This is a genomic window from Cedecea sp. Ae19-4, from assembly GCF_059801165.1.
Genome location: NZ_JBCHWG010000001.1, coordinates 173,115 through 199,252, shown reverse-complemented (window position 1 = coordinate 199,252; position 26,138 = coordinate 173,115). Strand labels below are relative to the sequence as shown.

Genomic DNA, 26,138 nt, shown 5'->3' with positions numbered 1-26,138 from the left:
TGGCACGCCTGCCTGAAGATTAAATCGTGTAAAGCCTGGCGTGGCCAAAAGGCCGGGTTTTAAAACGGCGGTGCAGCCACAGATACTGCTCCGGCGCGCGCATAATTTCGTGCTCAATTTTACGGTTCATATAGGCTGCGGCGGCCTGCTCATCTTCGCCGGGATAATCACAGAACTCCGGCTCGATGACCAGCTGGTAGCCCGTCCCACAGGGCTTGCGGATCAAAACCGTGGTCAGAATGGCGGGTTTTGCCAGACGGGCAATAGTAAAGGTACCGTTGGTTGTCGCGGCCTGTTGAACCGCGAAGAAAGGCGCAAAAGAACTGCCTTTCGGACCATAGTCCTGATCCGGGGCGAACCACACCGCCTCGCCGGATTTCAGCGCTTTCACCATTCCCTTCAGGTTACGCCTGTCGAGCATCGCTTTGTTGGAGCGCGAGCGCCCACGGGTTTGCACATATTCCATGACTTTGTTGTTGTGCGGCCGGTACATCGCCATCATCGGGCGACACAACCCCATGACGCGCCCGCCCAGTTCCAGCGACATAAAATGCACGCCGATCACCATCACGCCTTTGCCTTTGTCGCAGGCGGCATTGATGTGCTCCAGGCCACGAACATCAAACCATTTTTGCACTCTCTCATCCGGCCAGAACCAGGCCATACCGGTTTCAATCAGTCCCATGCCGAGGGAGGCAAAGTTTTGCAGCACGGTGGCCTCAACCTGCGCTTCGCTGTAGTGCGGGAAGCAAAGGTGAAGATTCTGGCGGGCAATGGTGACCCGGCGCTTGAGAAAATGCATCGAGAAACGGCCAATCAGGTCGCCCATTTTCATCAATGCCGGGTACGGAAGCTGAACCCACAGCCAAAGCACACCCAGCCCAAACCAGGTCAGCCAATAGCGAGGATGCAGGAGGCACTTATAAAACAGCGGTTTAGTAGACATATTCACTTCTTTAATGCGAGGGGATAATGTATCGCATAAAGAATTGAATCAATCGCGGTACGCCTTAAGCCGTTACTAAGATTCCGGGGTTCAGAAATAGTTGCACTCAGACCGTTAATAACGAGCAGGATAATACGCACTTTTTGCTAAAGCAGCGTAGCGAAATCATCGGTCTTTAATCTTATTTAAGATCTTTCTTTATGGTCGCCGGGCAACAGCGCCAGCCTGAGTGTAAAAACAGGCAAAAAATGCTTTATTAAACCGTAACTGACAAACTTTTGTGCGTCATCTGGTGATGTAACGCACGGTTACGCTTTGCAGGCCGTAAAGGCTGAATTGACGCTTTGCATAAGGGCGCGGAGTAGTATAAATACCTGCTATACCGCCTTATTTTTTAAACTGGATTTTTGCGTTGAAAACTCGTCTTCCTCGTCTTCTTTTGCTGGCCGCTGCGCTGCTGCCAGCGCTCAGTTTTGCGCAACCGTCTCCGGCACCTGAATTTGCCGCCGACGTTGTGGATCGCTATGCCAACCATATTTATTACGGCAGCGGAGCCACCGGCATGGCTATCGTGGTGATTGACGGTAACCAGCGGGTGTTTCGCAGCTTCGGCGATACCCGGCCAGGCAATAACGTTCGCCCGCAGCTGGATTCGGTGATCCGCATCGCCTCACTGACAAAGCTGATGACCAGCGAAATGCTGGTAAAAATGCTCGATCAGGGGAAGGTTCAGCTCAACGATCCGCTCAGCAAATATGCGCCTCCCGGCGCCAGGGTACCGACCTTTAACGGCCAGCCGATTACGCTGATTAACCTGGCCACGCATACCAGTTCCCTGCCGCGCGAACAGCCCGGCGGCGCAGCGCACCGCACGGTGTTCACCTGGCCGACGCGGGATCAGCGCTGGAACTGGCTCTCGCAGGCCACGCTGAAAGCCGCCCCGGGTACCGTGGCCGCCTATTCAAACCTGGCGTTTGACCTGCTGGCTGATGCCCTGTCCCGCGCAACCGGCAGGCCATATGCCGACCTGTTCGATGAGCAAATCGCTCGCCCACTGGGGATGAAAGACACCACCTTTACCCCGTCACCAGACCAGTGCAAGCGCCTGATGATTGCCGAGAAAGGCGCCAGCCCTTGCGATAACACGCTGGCGGCGGTGGGCAGCGGCGGCGTCTATTCAACCCCCGGCGATATGATGCGCTGGATGCAGCAATTCCTCTCTTCCGACTTCCATCATCGCGGCAGCCAGGCAGACAGAATGCAAACCCTGATTTATCAGCGCAGCCAATTGCATAAGGTCATTGGCATGGATGTGCCGGGGAAAGCTGACGCGCTGGGCATGGGCTGGGTCTGGATGTCACCGAAAGAGGGCCGCCCGGGCATTATTCAGAAAACCGGCGGCGGCGGCGGCTTCATTACCTATATGGCGATGGTGCCGCAGAATAACGTGGGCGTATTTGTGGTGGTCACGCGCTCGCCGCTGACTCGCTTCGTTAACATGAGCGACGGCGTGAACGATCTGGTGACTGAACTTAGCGGTAATAAGGCTGTAGTAACACCGGCATCCTGAGGATTGCGCGCGGCGTTTAGCTTACCGCCGCGCCATTTTTACGGCGCTTCTTATCCACATACATAAGCGTGTCCGCCTCGCGTATCGCATCGTCCGGCGTGATAGTAGCCGGATTCACGGCGATAGCCCCGATGCTGGGCCCCGCATAATCAATCACGCAGGATTTTAGCTGGTACTCGCCGCTCAGCAGCTCTGCCAGTCTGGCACGAAAAGCCATGGTCGCTCGCAGAGCTTCGCTGTATTCCGTAGGCCCCGCACCGGCAACGATAAACTCATCGCCGCCCAGGCGACCTAATATTTCGTCCCCCCTCACGCCCTCTTTCAGCCGCTGGCCGATGGCGCAAAGGAAATCGTCCCCGGTTTCATGCCCGTGCAAATCGTTTATCTGTTTAAATCCATCCAGATCGGCAAAGGCCACCAGCACGTAGCGGGCGTCATCTTTGGCGCGCGAGAACAAACGAGGCAGCTGATCGAAGACCGCGCGGCGGTTAGGCAACCCGGTTAATTCATCGGTGTAGCTGGCGGTCGTCAGCGCGACGTTGGCCTGCTGAAGCTTTTTCAATAGCTGCTCATTCTGAATCTGCTGTGCAATCAGCTGAGAAAACAGCTGCAAGACCTGTTCGCTATGATCGGTCAGCTCGCGCTGTTCAGAACTGGCGGCGCAGAGCGTGCCGTAGAGCGAACCATCGGCAAGGGTCACGGGCGTGCTGACGTAGGTCACAATCCCCAGCGCCTTTGCCGCTTCAGAGTCACCCCATATGCTTGCGACATCGCAGGTATAGCGGCGGCCTTCGTCTAAAGCGCGTTTACATAGCGTGTCTTCCCAGGGCACGGAAAGCCCTTCGGGAATGTTCATCGCCTTGGTATTGCGGGAGAAAACAATTTGCTGCTGGCTACCCTCCGCATCAATGCGGGTCAGGTAGGTGGATTCCATGTTAGTCACCAGCTCCAGCATTTCCAGCAGCTGTCTGACCAAACCTTCCAGGGTGTATTCGGCGTCTAAAGCGGAAGAGATTCGCTCAATCAGATTATCAATCATCACACTGAAATACCTTTATCGGAGGTGCAGACTTGCGCCGGGAAGCGCACTTTTTACCGTATCACAACGGCAACTTCTACCCCTCAAAATATGATATTTCTGCCGGTAATTAAACCTTGCAAAATGTAGCGACTTAGTGTGAATGCAGCTTGCCCCGGGAATCCAGAGAGATAAGCACCACCGAAGAGATAATCAGCAGCGACCCCAGCCAGTCCGGCAGCGTAAAGCTAATGCCCAGCAGCAGCACCGAGAGCAATGCGCTGCTCAGCGGCTCCGCGCAGCTAAGAATGCTGGCCTTTGGCCCGCCAATCATTTGCGCCCCTGTCAGGTAGAGGCTGAAAGTGATCGCCGTGCCGACTATCACCAGGTAGAAGAAGGCCAGCAGCGTGCCGCCGGTGGCGGTGAAACTGCCGATCTGGCTGGCGTAAAACGGCAGCAGCGCCGCGCCGCCCAGCAGCATACTCCAGCCCACAACGGGCAGTGTGCCGTAGCGAGCAATCAGCTTCGAGGGATAGGTCGTGTAAAACGCTGCGGCAAACGCGGAGGCGATACCCCAGAACAACGCGCTGCCGGAAATGGTAATCGACGCTGGGTTGCCATGAGTCACCAGCACAAACGTCCCGATTAACGAGGTGCCAATCGCGGCATAAACCAGTTTGCCGGAACGCTTTTTCCGCACAAAGGCAAACCAGGCCACGATAATGGTCGGCGAAAGGAATTGCAGCACCGTCGCTGTCGCGGCGTTTGACTGTTCGATGGTCAAAAGGAAGGTCAGCTGCACCGTCAACGCGCCGCAGAGGGTAAAAATCAGCAGGGAAATCAGGTCGTTTCGTTGCTTAAACACGGCGAAGATTTTGTCCCCGTGCATAAACGACAGCATCAGCAGAATCAGGCCGGAGAACAGCAGTCGGAGCATGGTCAGTGACGCCGAGGAAATATGGCTTTGCTCCATGATGTACTGCGCACAAACCCCGGAGCTTCCCCACAGCACCGCCGCAAACAACACATACAGCATCCCTTTCCGACTAACGCTCATTCCCCTGCCCTTTTAACACCCGTTTCTTTAGCGCAGCATGATAGCGTAAATCAGGGAGGATTAGTTGCCGAACGTTGCTGTTGTCCACCTCCGGCCTGGCATAATCAGCGGCTATCGTAGATTGTAAATGACACTTACCTGAATGAATTTTTTTTTCTCGTGGTGTGCAACCGTAATCGTCTCCTCGGGATCGCTTCCTTTCCAGCACGTTCCATCGATAAAACAATCATCCTGTTTTGTATATCCTTTTTCCTCCAGATAAAGATCAACTTTGCTGGAGTCATCAATATCATAAAAGCTGACTGCATGGATAAATGCGGCAGGTCCGGTAATATTCACATAATTAAAGTCGTAGCGGGGGGAAATACGCGGCATTTCTCGCAGGATATCGGGGGTATAAAATTTATATTCCCGCTTGTCCTGCTCGGTGTAATGGGCGCTACCCGCGAACTCCATTGTTATATAAGGCCACGCCCACACCAGCCCGGCGGCAATAACCACAACGACCGCGGTAAAAATTTTTAAAGAGTTACGCATAAGGTAGTACCCCGTTTCTTCCATTATCGATATATGAGCCCTCGGCGCTGACAACCCTGACAATGCCTGAGCGGAAATCGCTCCACGGCCTGACGGTTTGCATAAAGTTATCCTAAATACCGAAAGGAGCCGAACGTTGCTACCGGCAACGTCCGGCACAGCATAATCAGCGGCTATCGTAGATTATAAATAACGGTGACCTGAATAATGTTTTTTTCTGCCAAATGGCTTACTGTGATCGTCTCCTCTGGGTCGTTCCCCTGCCAGCAAACAGCTTCGAAAAAACAATCATTTTGTTTTATATACCCTTTCGCATTCAGATAGGTATCAATTCTGCTGGAGTCAGCAACATCATAGAATCGGATCGCATGAATAAGTGCAGCAGGACCAGTAATATTCGCATAGTCAAAGTCGTACCGGGGGGAAATACGCGGCATTTCTCGCAGGATATCGGGGGTATAAAATTTATATTCCCGCTTGTCCTGCTCGGTGTAATGGGCGCTACCCGCGAACTCCATTGTTATATAAGGCCACGCCCACACCAGCCCGGCGGCAGTAACCACAACGACCGCGGTAAAAATTTTTAAAGAGTTACGCATAAGGCAACGTCCCTCCCTTTGCTTTATCGATATATGAGCCATCGGCGCTGGCAATCCTGACAATACCTGAGCGGAAATCGCTCCACGGCCTGACGGTTTGCATAAAGTTATCCTAAATCCGGGAAGGAGACGAACGTTGCTATCGGCAACTTCCGGTACAGCAAAAGTAGCGGCAATCAGTAGTCATAAATGACGGCGATCTGGATAATATTTTTTTCTGCCAAATGGCTTACTGTGATCGTCTCCTCGGGATCGCTCCCCTGCCAGCAAGCAGCTTCTATAAAGCAATCATTTTGTTTTACATACCCTTTTACATCCAGATAGGTATCTATTCTGCTGGAGTCAGCAACATCATAGAATCGGATCGCATGAATAAATGCCCCAGGCCCGGTAACGTTCACATAGTCAAAGTCGTACCGGGGGGAAATCCGCGGCATTTCTCGCAGAATATCGGGGGTATAAAATTTATATTCCCGTTTGTCCTGCTCGGTGTAATGGGCGCTACCCGCGAACTCCATTGTTATATAAGGCCACGCCCACACCAGCCCGGCGGCAATCACCACAACGACCGCGGTAAAAATTTTTAAAGAGTTACGCATAAGGTAGTACCCCGTTTCTTCCATTATCGATATATGAGCCATCGGCGCTGACGACCCTGACAATACCTGAGCGGAAGTCGCTCCACGGCCTGACGGTTTGCATAAAGTTAGGCAAGTTGCCCTTGTAAGGTCTGGCGTTGGGGAAGATATCGGGGTCGGGAAACAACAGAGGCCGGAACGATTCGTTTTTCCAGCCGCCAATTTTGCCGTAATGATCCCAGCGTTTAAGCGCTTTTTCTCGGCTGACTACACGTAACATGCCAAATGGCTTTGGGATAGAAACAACCCGATAGAACCCCAGCAAATTTGACACCAGATCCTCGCCGCTGAATCCGCTGTCCGTCACCAGGCTAACGGGGAATGACGCCTGCAGCCCTTCGAACTTGCGCGCCAACGACATCATCATTGCCAGCGCAATACTTCTGCGCTCAAGTGGGGTGCGGCCACGTTTAATCCGCCATTTAATAAATTTACCCATTTTAATCAGTCGGCCCGGGCTGGTCATAGCCTGTGAATAAGCTACATCGTAATACTCCTTTTCCTGCCTTTCCCCCGAGTCAATGTCCCGCAACAAATTTCGTATATCGGTCCCCTGAGCGTGGCCCAAATCGACCCATCCCAGTACTTCTGTATAAATAAGACCATGGGAGATATCAACAGCAACCTCTCCACCAATTATATCACTCCGCTTGCTCATCGCTTTACACTCCTTGTTCAATAGATGAGATTTAATTTATGCAGTCACCTGTTTCATTCATCATAATTATATTACCCAGACATCACATCATTAAATACAATAACTCATAAAACAAACCCCTCTCGATTATATATAATCTCTCAAACCAGGGGATAAATTGCCACTGGAGAATATAAAATAAAAACTTAATTAATATTTAATTATAAATAACGCCAACCCGATTAAAAGCAGCTGGCGTTATTGGGGGGGACTTTAGTGGGTTTTACGGCGCAGCAGCTTAAAGGCAATAAAGAGGAACACTATCCAGGCCGGCAGCAGCATGGCAGACACGCGCATCCCGTCAATGGTACACATCAGCCCCAGCACCATCATCATAAAGGCGATGCACAGGTAGTTACCGAACGGGTAAAGCAGCGCCTTGAAGCGGGTTTCATGCCCCTGACGGCGCATCGCGCGGCGGAACTTGATGTGCGCCAGCGAAATCATGATCCAGTTCAGCAGCAGCGTTGCCACCACCAGCGCCATCAGCAGGCCAAAGGCGTCATGCGGCAGCACATAGTTGAGGACGACAACCAGCGAAGTGATCGCGCCAGACAGCAGCAGTGAATTCACCGGCACGCCACCGCGGCTGACTTTCGCCAGGAATTTTGGCGCATTGCGCTGCACGGAGAGGCCGAACAGCATGCGGCTGTTGGAATACACGCCGCTGTTATAAACCGACAGCGAAGCCACCAGAATCACGAAGTTGAGCGCCGAGGCGACCACATTGCTGTTCAGCTCGTGGAAAATCATCACAAACGGGCTGCTGTTGGACTTGATCTCCAGCCACGGGTAGAGCGAAAGCAGCACCACCAGCGAGCCGATATAAAACAGCAGAATGCGATACACCACCTGGTTCACCGCTTTCGGGATGGTGGTTTGTGGCGAACGCGCCTCGGCCGCCGTAATACCGATAAGCTCCAGCCCGCCGAACGAGAACATAATCACCGCGAGGGACAAAATCAGCCCGTGCCAGCCCGTGGCGAGGAAGCCGCCGTGCTGCCAGAGGTTGCTCACGCCCGCGCGCTCGCCGCCGTGGCCGGAAGCCAGCAGCCAGATGCCGAAGCCAATCATGCCGACAATCGCCAGCACCTTAATCAGCGCAAACCAGAACTCCATCTCGCCATAAAGGCGCACGTTCACGAGGTTCGCGGCGTTAATCACCACGAAGAACAGCGCCACCCAGGTCCAGGTCGGCACGTCCGGGAACCAGTACTGCATATAAATGCCGCCGGCGGTCAGCTCTGCCATGCCGACCAGCACGAACATCACCCAGTAGTTCCAGCCGGACAGGAAGCCAGCAAACGGCCCCCAATATTTATAGGCAAAATGCGAAAATGAACCAGAAACCGGCTCTTCAACCACCATCTCACCGAGCTGGCGCATGATCAGAAATGCAATGATCCCCGCCACGCCGTAGCCCAGCAGGACCGCAGGCCCCGCCATTTGGATCGCCGGGCCAATGCCGAGAAAGAGTCCGGTACCGATCGCGCCGCCCAGCGCAATCAGCTGAATATGGCGATTCTGCAAGCCGCGCTGTAATTGATGGCCATCCTCCGGCCCCGCACCCTGGCCCTGTGGCTCAGAGGCGACTGACGTGTTTTTCACGCCCTGCTCCTTTGTGATTTGTCAAAGGGGCACCTTTTAACACCTGAAGCTAAGAGTGGCAAGGAATGGTTACACTTCGGAAATAATCCTTGGTGAATGTTATGCTCACGCCCGTTTATCACCGGAGGAAAGGAGCAGGCATTGAAAACGCAAAAACGGGCGCTGGGCTGCGTGGCTATCGTCGTGGATGATTACGACAAGGCGATTGAATACTACACCCAAAAACTGGGCTTCACGCTCGTGGAGGACACGCCTCAAGAGGGAAAACGCTGGGTCGTGGTCACGCCAAACCCGGAAAGTGATTGCCACCTGCTGTTAGCCAAAGCCACCAACGAACGCCAGCAGGCTTCTATTGGCGATCAGTGCGGCGGCAGGGTTTTCCTTTTCCTTCACACCGATGATTTTTGGCGCGATCACGCCATGATGACGGCCAACGGCGTGCATTTCTGCGAAGTTCCACGAGAGGAAGAATACGGCACGGTTGCCGTCTTTGAAGATCTCTACGGCAACCGCTGGGACTTGCTCCAGCACAACTAATACGCTTTGTACGGGCTACGGAAGTAAAAAGTTAAATACTCTAAATAATTCAAGCTACAACAAGGCGGCAAGGCCAGTCATCGCCAGGAGCATAGCTAAACTATGTGACTGGGGTGACAAATCCGTCGGGAACGGATTTGAACGCTGCTCGCAGCGGCCCTTTAGGGTGAGGCTCATGGATAAGCCGAATAACAGGTGCGGTCAACGCAGGTATAGCTTGAAGAATGACGAGTATAAGGCATAGCGTTTCGTTATTAGACAGGCAAGATCTGGGCTTTTATCTTTCGTCATGATTTGTAAATTTTACAGCAAAAAATCTTGAGGGAATGCTATTGGCCAGGTTACTTGATGCATTACAAACAAAACCCACGCGCTTTCGCCTGGCCTTACAGGCAGCCCTGATTAGCAGCGTGGTGGCTTTCTCCGGCGCGGCGGCGGCCGATGACCTCTTAAAAGAGGGCATCACGCCCGCCACCGACGCCAGTCAAATCCCGGCCACGGCCAAGCTGCGCAAAGACACCGTGGTCGCCGGGATTTCCGAACCTCAGGGGATCTTCAACCCTTACTTCTTCGTTAACGGCTGGGATGAAAACGTCACCAACGTCATTTTCTCACGCCTGATCGACTGGGACAGCCATGGCAATCTGGTCCCTGGCCTCGCCGAAAGCTGGACGGTCAGCCCGGATGGCAAAGTCTATACCATCAAACTGCGCCCTGGCCTGACCTTTAGCGACGGTTCCCCGCTGACCGCCGAAGACGTCGCGTTCACGCTCACCGTGCTGTATGACCCGAAATATGATGGCGATACCGACATCACGCTCGCCAACATCGCGGGCGGTGCCGAATACAAAGCCGGGAAAGCCGACAGCGTCAGCGGCCTGAAGGTGATTGACCCGCTCACGCTGCAGGTCACCACCACCCAGCCGGGTGCGACCACGCCAGGCAAAATCGGCGGCCCCGTGCTATCGAAGGCGTACTACGGCAAAGGCTACCAGCGCGGCAACCTGGATTACCTGCGTACCCTGCACGGCAAACCGCTGGGCAACGGCCCGTATGTGTATGAGAAATACATCCCAGGGCAGGAAATTCGCTTCCACGCCAACACCTATTTCTATCGCGGCACCCCGCCAACGCCGCGCTTTATTTACCGCGTGACTAACCCGTCCACCAACTTCCAGCTGTTCCAGACCGGCGAGACGGATTACGACGCCTTTACTTCCCGCCCGGATGATATTGAGCAGCTAAAACTACTGGGCTTCGCCAATATCAACCTTTACGGCTCCAGCGACTACAGCAAGGTCGAATTCAACGTTCGCCGCCCGGCGCTGCAGGACGTAAAAGTTCGCCAGGCGCTGATCTACGGTCTGGATCGCCAAAAACTGATCGACGTGGTCTACCAGGGCTACGGCACGGTCGCCAACGAGCCGATCTCGCCGATCTCCTGGGCTTATAACCCGGAGGGCGTGAACCCGTATAAATTCGATCAGGCGCAGGCGAAAAAACTACTGGATGAAGCAGGCTGGAAGCCTGGCCCGGACGGCATCCGCGTGAAGGACGGCAAGCGCCTGGAGCTGACGCTGCTGGTCAGCAAAAAAGTGCTGAACGACGCGCTGATCCCTATCGCCAAAGAGAACTGGCAGCAGATCGGCGTGCTGCTGAAGCCGCAGGTTGTCGACTTCAATGCCCTGATGGCGCAGCGTAAAGCGGGCAACTACGATCTGGCCTCCTTTAGCACCAGCACGCTGAACGATCCGCACGACGGCGTGTGGGATTACTACAGCACCGAAGCCAAAGAATCCGGCTATAACAATCCGCAGGTGGACAAGCTGATTAACGAAGGCAACGCCACCCTCGACGAAGAAAAGCGCAAGGCAATCTACCACGAGCTGTATAAAGTACTGGCGGCAGATCCCCCGGCGATTCTGCTCGGCAACCGCAAAATCCTGTCCGCCAGCAGCGCCCGCGTCACCGGCTTTAAGCCAGACATCTACAACGGCCTGACCGGCAGCCTGCCGGATGTGAAAATCGTTAAGTAACGCAGTAACCCTTGCCGCCACCCTTTCACCGGGGCGGCGGCAGTGAGAACGTGATGAAAAATTTTATTCTGCGCCGCCTGCTGCAAACCCTGCCGATGCTGCTGCTCGCCTCGTTTATTATCTTTATGCTGTTTGCAAAAACGCCCGGGGATTTTATCGACGGCAATATTACGCTGACCGCCGCCCGCGCTGCCGAGCTCAAAGCAATTTACGGCCTCGACCAGCCGCTGTTCACCCGCTACCTTCACTGGCTTGGGCAACTGCTGACGGGAGACCTGGGCTTCTCTCTGCAATATCAAATCCCCGTTAGCCAATTGCTGAACCAGTACATCTGGAACTCTTTCCTGCTGGCCGCCATTGCGCTGGTGTTTTACTGGGGGATTGGTCTGGCGGTGGGGATTGTTTCGGCCATGAGACCCAATTCGCTGTTTGATCATCTGGTCAGCGTGCTGGTGTTCGCCGCCATGTCTTTCCCGACCTTTTTCCTCTGCCTGCTGCTGATCAAGTGGTTCGCGGTAGACCTGCACTGGCTGCCCGTCGGCGGCATGACCAACACCGGCAGCGACGCCACCGGCTGGGCCTACGTCGTGCAGGTTGCCGCCCACCTTGTGCTGCCCGTACTCGCGCTGGTGATGCTGCAGGCGGGCAGCCTGACGCGCTACTTCCGCGCCAGTATGCTCGACGTGGTGAAAATGGACTTTATCCGCACCGCCCGCGCCAAGGGGCTGCGCGAGCGTACCGTTATTCTTAAACACGCCCTGCGCAATGCGCTGCTGCCGATCATCACCCTGCTGGGCTTTGAGCTGCCGGGGCTGTTCTCCGGGGCAATCATTACCGAAAAGGTCTTTAACTGGCCGGGCGCCGGCCACATTCATATTGATTCCCTCGCCGCCCGTGACTACCCGGTTCTGATGGGCTTCACGCTGTTTCTGGCGGTACTTACCATCCTCGGCAACCTGATTGCCGACGTGCTTTACGCGTGGGCCGACCCGCGCATTCGGGTGAGGTCGTGATGCTCAGCTCTCTGTTTTCTACCAATCGCCGCCTGCGCAAAGCCGAAATTCCGGCGCTGGCACAGGTGACGCCTTCCCCGTGGCATCAGGCCTGGCAGGCGCTGAGGCGCAACCACCTGGCGATGTTCTGCCTGATTCTGCTGATAGTGATGGCAATCTGGTGCGCCCTGGGGCCGCTCTGGTCGCCGTGGAAGGACGACGCCACCGACGCCCTGATGATCAACAAGCCGCCGGGCGAAATCCACTGGCTGGGCACCGACTTCCTCGGGCGCGATGTCTACACCCGCCTGCTGCTGGCCGGGCGCATCTCATTAATTATCGGCCTGCTGACCATGCTGCTCTCGGTTACCCTCGGCTACCTGCTCGGCGCGGTTTCCGGCTATCTCGGCGGCTGGACCGACAAACTGATTATGCGCCTGGCAGACCTTGTGATGACCATTCCCAGCCTGCCGCTGCTGATCGTCGCGGGCGCGATGCTGTCGGAGCTCGACTTCTCGCCGGACTCGCGCATTTACATGGTGGTTATCATGCTGAGCCTGCTGGAGTGGCCGAAGCTGGCGCGCCTGGTGCGCGGGCAAATTCTCTCCCTGCGTGAGCGCGACTTTATGCTGGCGGCCCGCGTATTAGGCCTTTCCGCCCGCCGCCGCCTGTTCGGGCACTTGCTGCCGAACACCATTCCAATTCTGGTGGTGATGGCGACGATGGCGGTGGCCAACGCCATTCTGATGGAGTCCGCGCTGAGCTACCTCGGCCTCGGCGTCGTGCCGCCCACGCCTTCGTGGGGCAACATGATGGACAGCGCCAACAGCCTGATCGACTTCCAGCGCCGCCCGTGGCTGTGGATGCCGCCGGGTATCGCCATTTTTATCACCGTGATCGCCATTAACGTGCTGGGCGACGGCCTGCGCGATGCGCTGGATCCGAAAATGAAGCGAGGCGCGAAATGAACGAAGCGCTGATTGAGTTCAATAACCTTTCCCTCTCCTTCGCCGGAGAGCATGGGCGCGTGCGTGCCGTGCAGGACGTATCGTTTACCGTTCGCGCCGGGCAAACCGTCGGCGTCGTCGGCGAGTCAGGCTGCGGCAAAAGCGTGACCGCCATGTCGCTGATGGGGCTGCTGCCTCCGCAGGCGGCACGTATCGACGGCGGCGAAATCCTGTTTCAGGGGAAAAATCTGCTGGGCCTGAAGCCCGCGCAGATGGCAGATTTGCGCGGCAACGAACTGGCGATGATTTTCCAGGAGCCGATGACCGCCCTGAACCCAGTGCTGACTATCGGCGACCAGCTTTGCGAGCCGCTGATCCGCCACCGGGGCGAAACGCCCAAGGCCGCCTGGCAGCTGGCGACACAAATGCTGACCGACGTCGGGCTGGCGCGAGCGGAAAGCCTGATGGCCAGCTACCCGCACCAGCTTTCCGGCGGGATGTTACAGCGCGTGATGATCGCCATGGCACTGAGCTGTCGGCCAAAGCTGCTGATCGCCGATGAGCCAACGACGGCGCTGGACGTCACCGTTCAGGCGCAGATCCTACGTCTATTGCGGGATCAGGCTCGCCAGCACCGTATGGCGCTGATGCTGATCACCCACGATCTCGGCGTTATCGCCCAGATGGCCGAACACGTCGTGGTGATGTATGCCGGGCGCATCGTTGAGCAGGGGCCAACGGCGGAGGTGCTCCGCAATCCGCTGCACCCTTATACCAAAGGGCTGATTTCTTCCCGGCCTGTTCCCGGCGAACGCCGCCGCAGGCTCTATTCGATCCCCGGCCAGGTGCCCGATTTAGCCGCCCTGCCGCCCTACTGCGCCTTTACCGATCGCTGTGAACGCGCCACCGATCGCTGCCGCCAGGGCATTCCGGCGCTGCTCGGCCAGCAGCGCCAGGCCGCCTGTTTTTACAGTGAGTTAGCGGAGTCCGCATCGTGAACACTCAGTACGTGATTGAAGTCGAAGGGCTCAAAAAACACTTCCCGCTGCGCGACGGGCTTTTTGGCCAACAAACTGGTGAGCTGCGCGCGGTCGACGGCGTCAGCTTCAACATTCGCCAGGGCACGATTTTCGGCCTCGTGGGCGAGTCCGGCAGCGGAAAAACCACCGTTGGCCGCACCCTGCTTGGCCTGTATGACAAAACCGCCGGTAGCGTGAAGTATCGCGGCAAAGAATTGAGTGAGTTGAGCGCCAAAGAATCGCGGGCGCTGCGCCCCAAAATCCAGCTGGTATTTCAGGATCCTTACAGCTCTTTAAACCCGCGCATCCGCGTGGGCGATGCCATCGGGGAAGCGATGCTGGAGCACAAGCTGTGCACCCGCGCCGAACTGCGGGACAAGGTGCTGGAAGTGATGAAGATTTGCGGGCTGGCACCGCAGCATTACACCCGTTTCCCGCATGAGTTTTCCGGCGGCCAGCGCCAGCGCATCGGTATTGCCCGCGCGCTGATCCTTAACCCCGATTTTATTATTGCGGACGAACCGATCTCGGCGCTCGACGTCTCCATTCAGGCGCAGATCATCAACCTGTTTTCCGATCTGCGCGACGAACGCGGCGTGACGTTTCTGTTTATCTCGCACGATCTCGGCGTGGTGGAGCACCTCTGCGACGACGTCGCGGTGATGTATCTCGGCCAACTGGTGGAAACCGCCAGCCGCGACACGCTGTTCAGCCGACCACTGCACCCGTATACGCAGGCGCTGTTAGCCGCGGTTCCGACGCTGGATCCGGACAGCGAGCCGGTGGCCGCCATTCAGGGCGAAATCCCCGATCCTTCTCGCCCGCCTTCCGGCTGCCGCTTCTCCTCGCGCTGCCCGCTGGTCACCGACCGCTGCCGCCAGGAGGTCCCGGCGCTGCGGGAAGTGGGCGATGCTCATCGCGTCGCGTGTCATTTGGTGTAACTCTGTGATTCAGGCAGACAGCGGCCTGAGTACGCTGTCTGCCACCACCTGCCCTGACTCAAGCTTGATCAGCCTGTCCGCCAGCGGGAAATAGCGGTCGTCGTGGGTAATGGCGAGCACCGTTTTGCCTTCCGCTTTCAGCATCGGCAGCAGCACTTTGTAGAACACCTCTTTAAAACCGGGATCCTGATCTGCCGCCCATTCGTCAAACAGATAAAAAGGCCGGTTCTCCAGCCATGCCTGCAGCAGCGCGAGACGTTTACGCTGCCCCTGAGAAAGCGCGGTGGTCGAGAAACGCCCGCCCCGGAAGGCCACTTTGTGGTCGAGCTTCAGCAGGTGCAGCAGCTTATTCACCTGGTCCGCCGTGCGCTCGTGGACGTTATCCACGTCATCGAACAGGAAGAAATCATTGAATACCACGGCAAAATGCTGGCGGTAGATCTCACGCTGCTCGGGCGTTATCAGCCTGCCGTTTAGTCGGAGGTCGCCGCTGTCCGGCGGGTAAAGGCCCACCAGCAGATTGGCCAGCGTGGTTTTCCCGCTGCCGTTGCCGCCCACCAGAAAGACCAGCTCGCCCTGAGTGAAACGAAGATTAAGCGGCCCGAGAGTAAAACGTTCCCCCTCTTCGCCCTGATATTCGTAACGAATATCGGCCAGCTCAAGGCCGTCAAAACGCGGCGGGCTTTTCAGCGGCAGCAGCTTTTCCTGCGGCAGATCGGTTTTAAGCTGGGCGATTCGCTGGAGCGCGATGCGGGCGCTGGTCACCGTCGGCAGCGCCGACAAAACGCCTTCCACCGGCACAATCATGTACAGAAAAATCATCGTGTAGCCGGTCATCACCGCCGAACTCAGCGCCAGCGACTCCCGCAGCCAGTAAAGCACCACGCCGATAAACGCGAAGAACAGCACGCTACCCCAGCTCTTCGCCAGGCCGTAAAACACATACCCACGAGTGCGTTCGATGCGCACCGCCTCGATATTCTCGCTCAGTGGTCCGTCGACAAAATGTCGCCTGCGCGACGGGTTCAGGCGAAACTCGCGCCCGCCATCGAACAGTTTTTTACACTGGGCAATCAGCGTATCTTCCCGCTGCCGCGAGCTACGCAACAGCCCCAACGCTTTACCGTGGGCGGCGCGGTAGCCCATCGCCCCCAGGCCAAGCACCAGCAGCGCCAGCAGCAGGACCTGCCACGACAGCGTGCCGAGGTAAATCAGGCAGCCGACAATCGCCGCCCCATAGATAAGCAGCCCCGGCAGGCTGACGAAAAAGACCACCAGCGTGTCGAGATCCTGAGTCAGAATGGACACCGCTTTTGCCATGCCGGTTTTCTCCAGCTGCGCCCAGGCGGTTTCGCTGACGTGATCCACCACGTCTTTGCGCAGCGTGGCCTTCACTTTTTGCCCGAGCCACATAAACAGCGTTTCAGCCAGCACGCGGGTGCCCAGCATTAACGCGGCCAGCAACACAAACTTCAGCGCCACGTCGGCCAGCCCGCCGGGCGGCAGCGTCAGGCTATGGTTGATCACCGCCAGCAGCGAGGCGTTGCTTAACCCGCTGACCACGCTGGCAAACGCCGCCAGCACCAGCCAGCCGCCCACCAGGCGGAACAGCATCATTAACAGAGACATTGTTACTTCCTTTTCGACATTACTCTGCCGGCGCTATTGTTGATGTGTATGCGCCCGGCTACGGATCAGCGGCCATACCAGCAGCGGTACGCCGACCAGCGACGCCACCAGCCCCACGGGCAGCTGACGCGGATAGAGAAAATTGCGGCCCATCCAGTCCGCCAGCACCATAATCAGCGCGGACAGCAGCGCGGCGGTGAACAGCTGCGCCATCGGGCGTTTCGCGCCGGCTTTTCTCGCCAGATGCGGCCCCAGCAGCCCGACAAACGACACCGGCCCGACGATCAGCGTGGCCAGCCCGGTCATCAATGCGGCCAGCGCCAGCACGCTAATCCTCGCCCTGGCGACATTCACGCCCAGCGAACCGCTCACCTGCCCGAGCGGCAGCAGCAGTAGCCAGCGTTTGCACAGCGGAGAAACCGCCAACAGCAGCAACATGGCGAAGAACACGCCGATGGCGATGCCGTTATTGACGTAGTAGGTGCTGCCGGTCATCAGCTGCAGCAGCATCGAACTGGCCTGGCGGTTATTCAGCATCACAATGCTGGCGATGGCCTGGAACAGCGCGTTCAGCGCCAGACCGTTCAGCAGCACCCGCTGCGGGTTAAAGGCGCTCTGGCGGCTGCTCCACAGCGTTACCAGCAGGCTGATCAGCGCCCCGGCGGCGCTGCTGAGAATCATCAGCCCCGTTCCGCTCGTCGGGAACAGCAGCAGAAATGCCGTCACGCCCATCGCCGCCCCGCCGCCAATGCCGAGGATCTCCGGGCTTGCCAGCGGGTTACCGCTGACGCGCTGCATCAACACGCCCGCCGCCGCCAGCAAAGCCCCGGCGCTCAATGCCGCCAGCAGGCGCGGCAGGCGCATCGGCAGCAAAGCGGGTTGCTCCGCAAGGGTCGTCCAGTGCCAGCCGTGCAGCCCCTGGCCGACAAACAGCGACAGCACAACAGCCACCAGCAGCAGCGCAGAAGCCATGCCCGCCGGGAAGCGCACGCCGCCCGCTTCGCCTTCGTAAGCTGAAGGCGTGGTATCCAGTACCTGGTGCCGGGCCTTGCCCGCCAGCAGGATCAGCAGCGGGCCGCCGGTCAGGGCAGTTAACATCCCCACCGGCAGCAGCTGCCCGTCCAGCAGCGTGATACGGCTGACGCACAGGTCGGTGAACCACAGCAAACCGGCCCCAATAAGCAGCGAGTGGCTGAGCATTTGCCGGGTGGTACGCGCCCCACCTAAGCGCGCCAGGTGCGGGGCGGCCAGGCCGATAAAACCAATCACCCCGACGCTGTTAATGATTAAGGCGCTCATCACCAGCGCCAGCGCCATCGCTACCGAACGGATCAGCAGCGGAGAAGCCCCCAGGCTGCTCACCATCGCCTCCGGGAGCCTGAGCAGGGCCAGCGGGCGCAGCAACAACAGCAAAGCCAGGCCGCACAGCCCGAGCCAGGGCAGAATCGCCGTCACGCCGCTCCAGTCCTGCTGCGCCAGCGAACCGCCGCCCCACATCAGCACCGACAGCAGAAAACGGTCGTTGATCACCGCCATGATCATCGTCAGCGAGCCGCACCACAGGTTGACCAACATCCCCGCCTGAATCATCACCAGCGGCGACAGACGCTGCCGCCAGGAAAGCAGCAACACCAGCAGCAAAGCGACAACTTCCCCGGTAATCACTATGCCGGTTCGTGCAGAGAGCAGCGTCGCCGGGAACCACATCGACGCCACACCCAAAGCCAGCGTTGCGCCGGAAGTCATGCCGAGGGTAATCGGTTCCGCCAGCGGATTGCGCAGCGCCCGCTGCATCAGCCAGCCGCAAAGGGCCAGTACGGCGCCGCCGAGTAAGGCCATCACCTGGCGCGGGAACCACATGGAGTGCAGGATCACCGCCTGCGCGTCGGCCATTTTCGAGCTAAACAGCACGTTAAGGCCATGAAGAAGCCCGCCGTGCTGCGCGACGTTTTGCAGCGCCATGACGATGCTCGCCAGCCAAAGCCCGGCGATCAGCAGCCAGGAAGCCGTCGTTTTTCCCGTCTCAGCCATGCTGCCACCCCGCCACGATTTGCCCCAATGCTTCGGCAATGCGCGTGGCCGTCACAAGCGCACCACCGGAATTGAATTTTTGCGCCGGGAACGCCAGCTGAGTCTGAGAGGTGAGCGGCAGGCGCTGCCAGAGCAGTGAACTCTGCCAGCGTTGGATCTGCGGCCATTGCCCGTCCTCCGGCAAAAGAATCAGCCCGGCATTGTCTGCCCCAATGCGCGTCAGCTCGACCATAGCCTCGCCCTGCGCGTTAACGCCGCCGCGCCAGGCATTGCTGAAACCGCAGCGCGACAGCACATCTCCGGCGAGGCTGCCCGTGCCGTAAAGCCGCATATGCAGCGCGTCTACCGGCGTGGCGATAAACAGCGGACGTTGATAAGCAGAAGCGGATTCTCTGGCACGAATCGCAGCCTGCTCAAAAGCCGCCGTGACCGCACGAGCCTGCGCCTGGCGCTGGAGTACAACAGCCAGCTTATCGAGGGAAATTTGCCATTCGGCGAGACTGCCGGTTGGCAGCGTCAGCGTGGGCGCAATACGATCCAACTGAGGCTTAAGAAGCGCGTGACCCGGCGTGATAACGATCAGATCGGGTTTTAGCGCATACAGGGTTTCGAGGTTTGGCTGAAACAGCAGGCCGATATCCACCACGCTGGCGGGCAGTTCCGGCGTGCCTATCAGCTTGCGATACCAGTCGGGGGCCGATACCGACTGCGGCGTCACGCCAAGCGCCAGAATCAGCTCAGTCAGCCCCCAGTCCAGCACCGCCAGGCGCTGCGGAGGCCCGGAAACGGCACCAGCCGCCCCGATAAACGGGGCGGCCAGCGCAAAGGTCAGTAAACGTCTGCGGGAGAGCATTCGCTTACCACTGGTAGCTTAACGTGGCCACGTACTGACGCTTAACCGCGTACTCACAGCCGTTGTTTTGGCAGGCTGCAAGGTAGGTTTTGTTCGTCAGGTTAGCGGCGTTAAGGGCAACCTGCCACTGGCGGTACTGCCAGCCGATGCGGGCGTCATACACCGTGGCGCCCGGCACCTGTAGTGAGTTATCCGTTGTCGCATAGCTTGGGCCGACATAGCGCACGCCGCCGCCGAGGGAGAAACCATCCAGCGGGCCGCTGAACGCGTACTGGCTCCAGAGCTTGGCCAGGTTGCGGGAAATGCCCATCGGGTGTTTGCCTTCGCTGCCGTCGTTCGCCTGCAGCACTTCCGGGTCGGTCAGCGAGTAGGATGCGAGGATCTGCCAGACTGGCGTGACGTTCACTTTACCTTCCAGTTCGATCCCACGGGAGCGGATCTCTCCGGTCTGCACGCTGTAATTCACATGATCGGGATCCGGCGTGGCGACGTTGGTTTGACGCAGATCGAACAGCGCCAGAGTAAACAGCGCGTCCATTCCGACCGGATCGTACTTCAGCCCAACTTCGGTCTGCTTGCCTTTGGTTGGCTTAAACGCATTGCCGTTAAACCCGGTACCCGCGCTTGGCACAAACGAGGTGGAATAGCTGATGTACGGCGCAATGCCGTTATCAAAGTGGTACAACAGCCCCGCGCGGCCGGTGGTGGCGTAGTCATTGCGCGTCTGGTGAGAACCGTCCAGCAGGTTGGTCGCTTTGGTTTGCGCGCTGTCATACCGCCCGGCGAGGCTCATCACCCAGTTGTCCAGCGTCAGCTGATCCTGCAGGTAAAGCCCCGTTTGATCCATCGTCGAATGGCTGTTGCTGGTAAACGCCGGGATCTCGACCGGCGTGCTGTAGTCCGGGTTGAGGTAATTCAGCGGCACAGCGTCGCCGTAGCCCGCCTGGCTGCGCACCGAGGAGTGCATCACATCCACGCCGAGCAGCGCGGTGTGCGACACTGGCCCGGTATCAAAACGGAACTCGCCCTGGTTATCCGCCGCAAAGTTACTCATCGTTTCGGTAAGGTTCATGGAGTAGCGGTCAACCAGCGGCTGGGTTGGGTACGTCCCGAACGGGTACACCATGCGGTAATCGGCGCTGCTGCTGATGTAACGCACGTTCTGGCGCAGCGTAATGTTATCGTTCAATTCGGTACGGAACTGATAGCCGATGCTGCCCTGCCTGCGGGTGTAGGTATCAAAGCCCGGCTGGCCGCCGTAGAAGTGGGTGCCAATATTACCGTTCGGGTTGTTCACCAGCGTGCCTTTGACCGGCAGCATGTTGTAGAAACCGGTGTCAGGATCCTGGCGCAGCTGGGCCAGCAGCGTCAGGCTGGTGCGATCGTTTGGCTGCCAGGTCACGGACGGCGCAATGTCGTAGTGCTGGTAGCGGGTATGATCGACCTGCGTTTTGGTGTCGAAGAAGGTGCCCGCCACGCGGCCAAGCCACTCTTGGCTGTCGGTTAGCGGGCCGGTGACGTCAAAGCCGGTGCCAAACTGGCTGTTATTCCCGGCGCTGACGTAAACCTGGCCGCCCGGCTGGGCCTGCGGCGTTTTGCTGACAAGATTCACTACGCCGCCGGGGTTGGCCTGGCCGTAGAGCACCGAAGCCGGACCTTTGACCACTTCAATGCGGGAGAGCAGGAACGGATCCCACGCCGGGCGGCTCCACCAGGCTTCGCGCGGCAGGCGCAGGCCGTCCAGATATTCGTCGGCTTCAAAACCACGCACCATGATGGTGTCAAAGCGGGTATCCGGGCCGGCATCTTCCGAGGAGACGCCCGCGACGTAGCGCAGCGTCTGGGGAATGTTTTTTGCCGCCATGGCCGCGATTTGCGCCTGTGTCACCACCGAAATACTCTGCGGCGTGCGGCTAATCAGAGAGCTGGATTTGGTGCCAGCCACCGCCTCATGTGCCACCACATTGGTTTCATCTTCCTGCCCGGAAGAAGAAGGTGCCGTGGCCGTAACAACCATCGTGCTGTCCTGTGCCGCCGGTTTGTCCGCTGCATGGGCAAAGCCCGCGCACGCCGCAAAGACCGCACAACTTAACGCCTTTAAAGGCATGTTCCCGTTTACCCATCCGCCCTGTTTCATATCGACCGTATCATGTTATAAGAAGAGGATCGAAATGATAATTATTCACCTTTAAAAGAGAAGAGCACCCGTGGCAGAATAGCGCGATCGGTTGACGGGATATCGCAAAGCAGACAGAGATTGTCTTAACGCGCTACTGCATCATGAAATGGCGAGAATCGGACGAACGGCAGGCAACAAATGATAAAGCAATTCACACAGCAGAGTCCGCAGGAAGCGTTTCTGGAAGTACGAGAACTCCATTATAGCGCAGGAAGCCAGGAGCCGTTTCACGCCCACGAGCAGGGCCAGCTGATTTACCCGGTTAGCGGCGTGGCAAAAATCCGCAGCGAGCAAAACGTCTGGGTCGTCGCCCCTGGCCACGCGCTTTGGCTGCCGGGGCGACTGCCTCACGGCCTGGAAGCCATCGGCAACGTGGTCACCCACAATCTCTACATGACGCCAGCGGCTTCTGCCGCGTTCAGCCGCCACAGCCGCAGCCTGGCCGTCACGCCGCTGTTTCAGTCCCTGACCGTCGCTGGCCTGGAAAAACCCGCCGACCCGCAGCGAAGCCAGCTATTGCACGACCTGCTGCACAACGAGCTGCTGCGCCTGCAGGATATTGCCCTGTGCCATATCACCCTCCCCCACGACAGGCGTATTCGCCAGCTTTGCGATGCGCTGTGCAGCGACCTTTCCCAGCGGGAAACCCTGGCCTGGTGGGGAAAACGGGTCGGCGCAAGCGAAAGAACCCTGGCGAGGCTGTTCCGGGAAGAGACGCAGCTCAGCTTTACCGAATGGCGGCAGCAAATGCACCTGGTGGAAGCCGTCTGCCACCTTGCGCGCGGTACCACCATCAGCAATCTTTCCAGCACGCTCGGCTACGCCAGCAGCAGCGCGTTTATCGCTATGTTCAGGAAAAAGCTGGGCGTTTCCCCGCAGAGGTATATTGGCCGCTATCTCTGACACGGCTTTTACAATCCGGTTCCATCGGCGATAATCACCGTTTGCGCCCCGGACCGGAACAACCATGAGCGACACGAAGCCCCCGCAAACGACGGCCAAGCGCCCGATGAAACTCAGCACCTCGGTGACGCTGATGCTGTGCGCCGTTATCGGCTCGGTGCTGCTTGTGGTTTACGCCCTGTACTTTATCCAGATCAGCAACGCCACCCGCAGCGGCCTGAAAGACACCGCGCTGGCGGTGGCGAGAACCCTGGCCGACGATCCGACGATCAAATACGGCCTGACGCAGCCCCACAGCAAAGACATTATTCCGCCGGTAGCCACCCGCGTGCAGGAGCGTAACGACCTGCTGTTCGTGGTGGTGACCGACATGAACGGCATTCGCTATTCGCACCCCCAACCCGGCAATATTGGCTCGCATTTTATTGGCGACGACATTTTCCCGGCGCTGGAAGGCAAAGAGAATGTGTCGATCAACCACGGCGTGCTGGCGGAAGCCCTGCGCGTCTTTACGCCGGTCTATAACGAACAGCATAAGCAGATAGGCGTGGTCGCCATCGGCATCTCGCTGAGCAAAGTGGACGAGCAGATCAGCAAGAGCCGCTGGAGCGTGCTCTGGACGGTGTTGTTCAGCGCCCTGTTCGGCTCGCTTGGCACCTGGGTGCTGGTGCGTGTGCTGAAACGCATTCTGTTCGGCTTTGAGCCGTATGAAATCTCCGCGCTGTTCGAGCAGCGCCAGGCTATGCTGCAGTCCGTTAAAGAGGGCATTATCGCCGTTGACCGCGAAGGCCGCGTGACGCTTATCAACCACGCGGCGCGCAAAATGCTGCTCTCCCCGGACGATTTCCGCCTCGGTAAAACCGTGCCGCCGGGGCCGCTGGTGGCCACGCTGTGCGAAGTGCTGCACACCGGCACGCCGATTCAGGATCGGCAAATCATCAGCTATGGCCGCCTGGTCTTGTGTAATGCGGTGCCAATTCGTATAAATAATCAGGTGATCGGCGCCATCAGTACCTTCCGAGACAAGACTGAAATCAATTTGTTGACCCAGCGTGTAGACGGCATGGTGAATTATGTCGACGCGCTGCGCGAGCGCTCGCACGAATTTATGAATAAGCTGCACGTCATTCTTGGCCTGCTGCAGCTTAAGCATTACGACAAGCTTGAAGAGTACATTCTGCAAACCGCCAGCAATTACCAGACGGAAATTGGCACGCTGCAGAGCAAAATTAAGTCGCCGGTGATTGCCGGGTTCCTGATTGGCAAGATTAACCGCGCGCGGGAAGCGGGCCACCATCTGGCGCTTGCCGACGAATGCCAGCTGCCGGAGAACCCGAACGAACTTCAGGTGATGGCGCTGATTACCGCGCTGGGCAACCTGATTGAAAACGCGCTGGACGCGATGGGCGACCAGCCTGATGGCGAAGTAGGCGTGCTGCTGCACTACCAGAACGGCGTGCTAAGCGTGGAAGTCAGCGACGACGGACCGGGTATAGAGCCGGACCATATTCAGTCTATTTTTGACAAAGGCTACTCCACCAAAGGCGAGCAGCGTGGCGTGGGGCTGTTCCTTGCCAGGCAGCAGCTTGAGCGCCTTGGCGGCAGTATTCAGGTGGAGTCAGAACCCGGCGTCTTCACCCAATTCTTTGTGCAGTTACCCTGGGATAGTGAAAGGAACAATGCGTGATTAATGTCTTAATTGTTGATGATGATGCGATGGTTGCGGAGCTTAACCGCGCCTACGTCAGCCAAATCCCGGGCTTTAGCTGCTGCGGTTCCGCCTCCACGCTGAAACAGGCGCGGGAGATGGTCAGCAACCCGGAGCTAAAAATAGATCTGATCCTGCTGGATGTGTATATGCAGCAGGATAACGGCCTGGATCTGCTGCCGACGCTGCGTGAAGCGGGAAAAACCATCGATGTGATCGTTATCTCCTCGGCGGCGGACGCGGCGACTATCCAGAAGTCGATGCACTACGGCGTGGTGGATTACCTGATCAAACCGTTCCAGTTCCCGCGCTTTGAAGAAGCGTTAACCAACTGGCGCGAAAAGAAAAACCTGATGGGCACCCACAAATATTACGAGCAGGCGGACGTTGACCGACTGCTGCACGGTGGCTCCCCGGTGGTGGCGGACGCCAAGCGCCTGCCGAAAGGGCTGACGCCGCAAACGCTGCGCACCATTTGCCAGTGGATCGACACCCATCCGACGGAAGAGTTCTCCACCGACGAACTGGCAGCGGCGGTGAATATCTCTCGCGTGTCATGCCGTAAGTATCTGATCTGGCTGGCGCAGATCAATATCCTGTTCACCAGCATTCATTACGGCATGACCGGCCGCCCGGTGTACCGCTATCGCCTGCAGGTCGAACAGCTTGGCCTGCTCAAGCAGTACTGCCAGTAATCAGCCGGTAGCTGTCATCCAGTAACGTAAAGCGGAACTGGCTGGCGGAAGAGAGAATAATCTCTCGCTGTTTGGTGACAAAAATCGCCTCGATATCGGGGCGATTCGCCAGCACTGCGCCGCCCTTTTCTAATCCCATGCCGTAAATCAACGTCGTCCAGATGTCCCCATCCAGCGAGTCAGTCGAGACGATCGTCACGCTATCCAGGTCGTTATCCAGCGGGTAGCCCGTGCGCGGGTCGAGAATATGGTGATAGCGTTTGCCGTCCAGCTCGAAATAGCGCTCGTAAACGCCGGATGTCACCACCGATTTGTTCGCCACCTCAATCACGCCCAGCATCTCTTCCGGGCCGCTAAACGGCTTTTTCAGCCCGATGGACCAGCCGCCTTCCGGCGAGCCCAGCGTCTGCACGTTACCGCCGAGGTTAATCAGCCCCTGCGCCACGCCCTGCCGCTGCAGGAAGTCGCGTACCCGGTCGGCAATATAGCCCTTGGCTATCGCGCCCAGGTCTATTTCCATCCCGCTATGTGCCAGATAAACGCTGCCTTCGGCTTCGTCCAGCACCACCTGATGCGGCTGCGTGCGCGGCAGCAGCGCGGCGATGTCTTCTGCCGGCGGAACGCTATCGCCCTTGAAACCAATCTTCCACCGCTTCACCAGCGGGCCAATGGCGAGATTAAAAATACTGTCGGGGAACAGGCTGGCGGCTTTGGCGCATTTGATAAGCTCGAACACCGGACGGCTGACGGCAACCGGATGTTTGCCCGCCGCGTGATTAATGCTCATCACCTGGGATTCGGCCCGGTTCACGGTGAGCAGATCTTCGTATTGTTTGATCAGGCGGAACACCTGAGAGGCGAGAGTTTCGTTGGGTTCGAACAGCTTGAGGAGAATGGGCGAGCCCATTAAAACGGCGGAGTAGCCATAAACACCTTCGGGTTGCGACATAGCGGGCTCCTTTTGCTGAAAAGGTTGCGCCCCGGCGAGGGCCGGAGCG

Annotated in this window: 23 protein-coding genes; 10 read left to right on the top strand and 13 right to left on the bottom strand. The window is 57.9% G+C overall.

Annotated elements, in window-relative coordinates; all coding sequences use genetic code 11:
- Positions 1-19: 19 nt before the first annotated feature.
- On the bottom strand, positions 20-946 hold the full coding sequence (gene lpxP / locus AAIE02_RS00885) for a kdo(2)-lipid IV(A) palmitoleoyltransferase (RefSeq protein WP_498531818.1): 927 nt from the start codon (positions 944-946) through the stop codon (positions 20-22).
- Positions 947-1,358: 412 nt separating this feature from the next.
- Between lpxP and ampH the strand changes: the two genes are divergently transcribed.
- On the top strand, positions 1,359-2,516 hold the full coding sequence (gene ampH, locus AAIE02_RS00880) for a D-alanyl-D-alanine-carboxypeptidase/endopeptidase AmpH (protein WP_166994367.1): 1,158 nt from the start codon (positions 1,359-1,361) through the stop codon (positions 2,514-2,516).
- Between the two features lie 16 nt (positions 2,517-2,532).
- On the opposite strand, the gene AAIE02_RS00875 is transcribed toward ampH, so the two are convergent.
- The 7 genes from AAIE02_RS00875 to pheP all read right to left on the bottom strand — a co-directional run bounded on the left by AAIE02_RS00875 (position 2,533) and on the right by pheP (position 8,670).
- Positions 2,533-3,555 carry a sensor domain-containing diguanylate cyclase gene (locus AAIE02_RS00875; RefSeq protein ID WP_498532641.1) on the bottom strand — a complete coding sequence of 341 codons (1,023 nt, stop codon included), beginning with the start codon at positions 3,553-3,555 and terminating at the stop codon, positions 2,533-2,535.
- Positions 3,556-3,688: 133 nt separating this feature from the next.
- On the bottom strand, positions 3,689-4,591 hold the full coding sequence (locus tag AAIE02_RS00870; RefSeq protein ID WP_166876213.1) for an EamA family transporter: 903 nt from the start codon (positions 4,589-4,591) through the stop codon (positions 3,689-3,691).
- 111 nt (positions 4,592-4,702) lie between these two features.
- Positions 4,703-5,128, bottom strand: a complete 426-nt coding sequence (locus AAIE02_RS00865) for a hypothetical protein (protein WP_498531817.1) — start codon at positions 5,126-5,128, stop codon at positions 4,703-4,705.
- A gap of 173 nt (positions 5,129-5,301) precedes the next feature.
- Entirely contained in the window at positions 5,302-5,727 is a 426-nt protein-coding gene (locus AAIE02_RS00860) for a hypothetical protein (protein WP_498531816.1), read from the bottom strand.
- 176 nt (positions 5,728-5,903) lie between these two features.
- Positions 5,904-6,326, bottom strand: a complete 423-nt coding sequence (locus tag AAIE02_RS00855) for a hypothetical protein (protein WP_166994360.1) — start codon at positions 6,324-6,326, stop codon at positions 5,904-5,906.
- Positions 6,319-7,023: a hypothetical protein gene (locus AAIE02_RS00850; protein ID WP_008454442.1), complete on the bottom strand. Its 705-nt coding sequence runs from the start codon at positions 7,021-7,023 to the stop codon at positions 6,319-6,321. The genes AAIE02_RS00855 and AAIE02_RS00850 overlap by 8 nt, the downstream gene beginning before the upstream one ends.
- 252 nt (positions 7,024-7,275) lie before the next feature.
- On the bottom strand, positions 7,276-8,670 hold the full coding sequence (gene pheP / locus AAIE02_RS00845; protein WP_166876228.1) for a phenylalanine transporter: 1,395 nt from the start codon (positions 8,668-8,670) through the stop codon (positions 7,276-7,278).
- 141 nt (positions 8,671-8,811) lie between these two features.
- On the opposite strand from pheP, the gene AAIE02_RS00840 reads away from it, so the two are divergent.
- The 6 genes from AAIE02_RS00840 to AAIE02_RS00815 all read left to right on the top strand — a co-directional run bounded on the left by AAIE02_RS00840 (position 8,812) and on the right by AAIE02_RS00815 (position 15,142).
- Positions 8,812-9,207 carry a VOC family protein gene (locus AAIE02_RS00840; RefSeq protein ID WP_008454438.1) on the top strand — a complete coding sequence of 132 codons (396 nt, stop codon included), beginning with the start codon at positions 8,812-8,814 and terminating at the stop codon, positions 9,205-9,207.
- Between the two features lie 326 nt (positions 9,208-9,533).
- Positions 9,534-11,243: an ABC transporter substrate-binding protein gene (locus tag AAIE02_RS00835; RefSeq protein WP_498531815.1), complete on the top strand. Its 1,710-nt coding sequence runs from the start codon at positions 9,534-9,536 to the stop codon at positions 11,241-11,243.
- Positions 11,244-11,296: 53 nt separating this feature from the next.
- Entirely contained in the window at positions 11,297-12,256 is a 960-nt protein-coding gene (locus AAIE02_RS00830; protein WP_336708925.1) for an ABC transporter permease, read from the top strand.
- Positions 12,256-13,203 carry an oligopeptide ABC transporter permease gene (gene opp4C, locus AAIE02_RS00825; RefSeq protein ID WP_498532640.1) on the top strand — a complete coding sequence of 316 codons (948 nt, stop codon included), beginning with the start codon at positions 12,256-12,258 and terminating at the stop codon, positions 13,201-13,203. Before AAIE02_RS00830 ends, opp4C begins: the two co-directional genes overlap by 1 nt.
- Positions 13,200-14,180, top strand: a complete 981-nt coding sequence (locus AAIE02_RS00820) for an ABC transporter ATP-binding protein (protein WP_336983021.1) — start codon at positions 13,200-13,202, stop codon at positions 14,178-14,180. The genes opp4C and AAIE02_RS00820 overlap by 4 nt, the downstream gene beginning before the upstream one ends.
- Positions 14,177-15,142, top strand: a complete 966-nt coding sequence (locus tag AAIE02_RS00815; protein ID WP_336708923.1) for an ABC transporter ATP-binding protein — start codon at positions 14,177-14,179, stop codon at positions 15,140-15,142. Before AAIE02_RS00820 ends, AAIE02_RS00815 begins: the two co-directional genes overlap by 4 nt.
- A 9-nt stretch (positions 15,143-15,151) precedes the next feature.
- Here AAIE02_RS00815 and AAIE02_RS00810 read toward each other — a convergent pair whose 3' ends face one another.
- From AAIE02_RS00810 to AAIE02_RS00795, 4 genes are read right to left on the bottom strand one after another with little or no spacing between them, the layout of a single operon-like run.
- A complete protein-coding gene (locus AAIE02_RS00810) occupies positions 15,152-16,771 on the bottom strand; it encodes a cyclic peptide export ABC transporter (RefSeq protein WP_498531814.1) in 1,620 nt (539 codons plus the stop codon).
- A gap of 33 nt (positions 16,772-16,804) precedes the next feature.
- Positions 16,805-18,802 (bottom strand): Fe(3+)-hydroxamate ABC transporter permease FhuB, encoded by a 1,998-nt coding sequence (gene fhuB / locus AAIE02_RS00805; protein ID WP_498531813.1) that lies wholly within the window; start codon positions 18,800-18,802, stop codon positions 16,805-16,807.
- Entirely contained in the window at positions 18,795-19,655 is an 861-nt protein-coding gene (locus tag AAIE02_RS00800; protein ID WP_498531812.1) for an iron-siderophore ABC transporter substrate-binding protein, read from the bottom strand. The genes fhuB and AAIE02_RS00800 overlap by 8 nt, the downstream gene beginning before the upstream one ends.
- A 4-nt stretch (positions 19,656-19,659) precedes the next feature.
- The gene (locus tag AAIE02_RS00795; RefSeq protein WP_498531811.1) at positions 19,660-21,792 is read right to left on the bottom strand and encodes a TonB-dependent siderophore receptor; all 2,133 of its coding nucleotides are present in this window, start codon (positions 21,790-21,792) and stop codon (positions 19,660-19,662) included.
- 180 nt (positions 21,793-21,972) lie between these two features.
- Between AAIE02_RS00795 and AAIE02_RS00790 the strand changes: the two genes are divergently transcribed.
- The 3 genes from AAIE02_RS00790 (at position 21,973) to dcuR (ending at position 25,140) form a co-directional block, all read left to right on the top strand.
- The gene (locus AAIE02_RS00790) at positions 21,973-22,737 is read left to right on the top strand and encodes an AraC family transcriptional regulator (protein ID WP_166876253.1); all 765 of its coding nucleotides are present in this window, start codon (positions 21,973-21,975) and stop codon (positions 22,735-22,737) included.
- Between the two features lie 64 nt (positions 22,738-22,801).
- On the top strand, positions 22,802-24,424 hold the full coding sequence (locus AAIE02_RS00785) for a sensor histidine kinase (RefSeq protein ID WP_498531810.1): 1,623 nt from the start codon (positions 22,802-22,804) through the stop codon (positions 24,422-24,424).
- Complete coding sequence (gene dcuR, locus AAIE02_RS00780) at positions 24,421-25,140, top strand: two-component system response regulator DcuR (protein WP_331636619.1); 720 nt, start codon at positions 24,421-24,423, stop codon at positions 25,138-25,140. The genes AAIE02_RS00785 and dcuR overlap by 4 nt, the downstream gene beginning before the upstream one ends.
- On the opposite strand, the gene AAIE02_RS00775 is transcribed toward dcuR, so the two are convergent.
- Positions 25,121-26,089, bottom strand: a complete 969-nt coding sequence (locus AAIE02_RS00775; RefSeq protein WP_008454415.1) for an FAD:protein FMN transferase — start codon at positions 26,087-26,089, stop codon at positions 25,121-25,123. The genes dcuR and AAIE02_RS00775 overlap by 20 nt on opposite strands.
- Between the last annotated feature and the right edge of the window lie 49 nt (positions 26,090-26,138).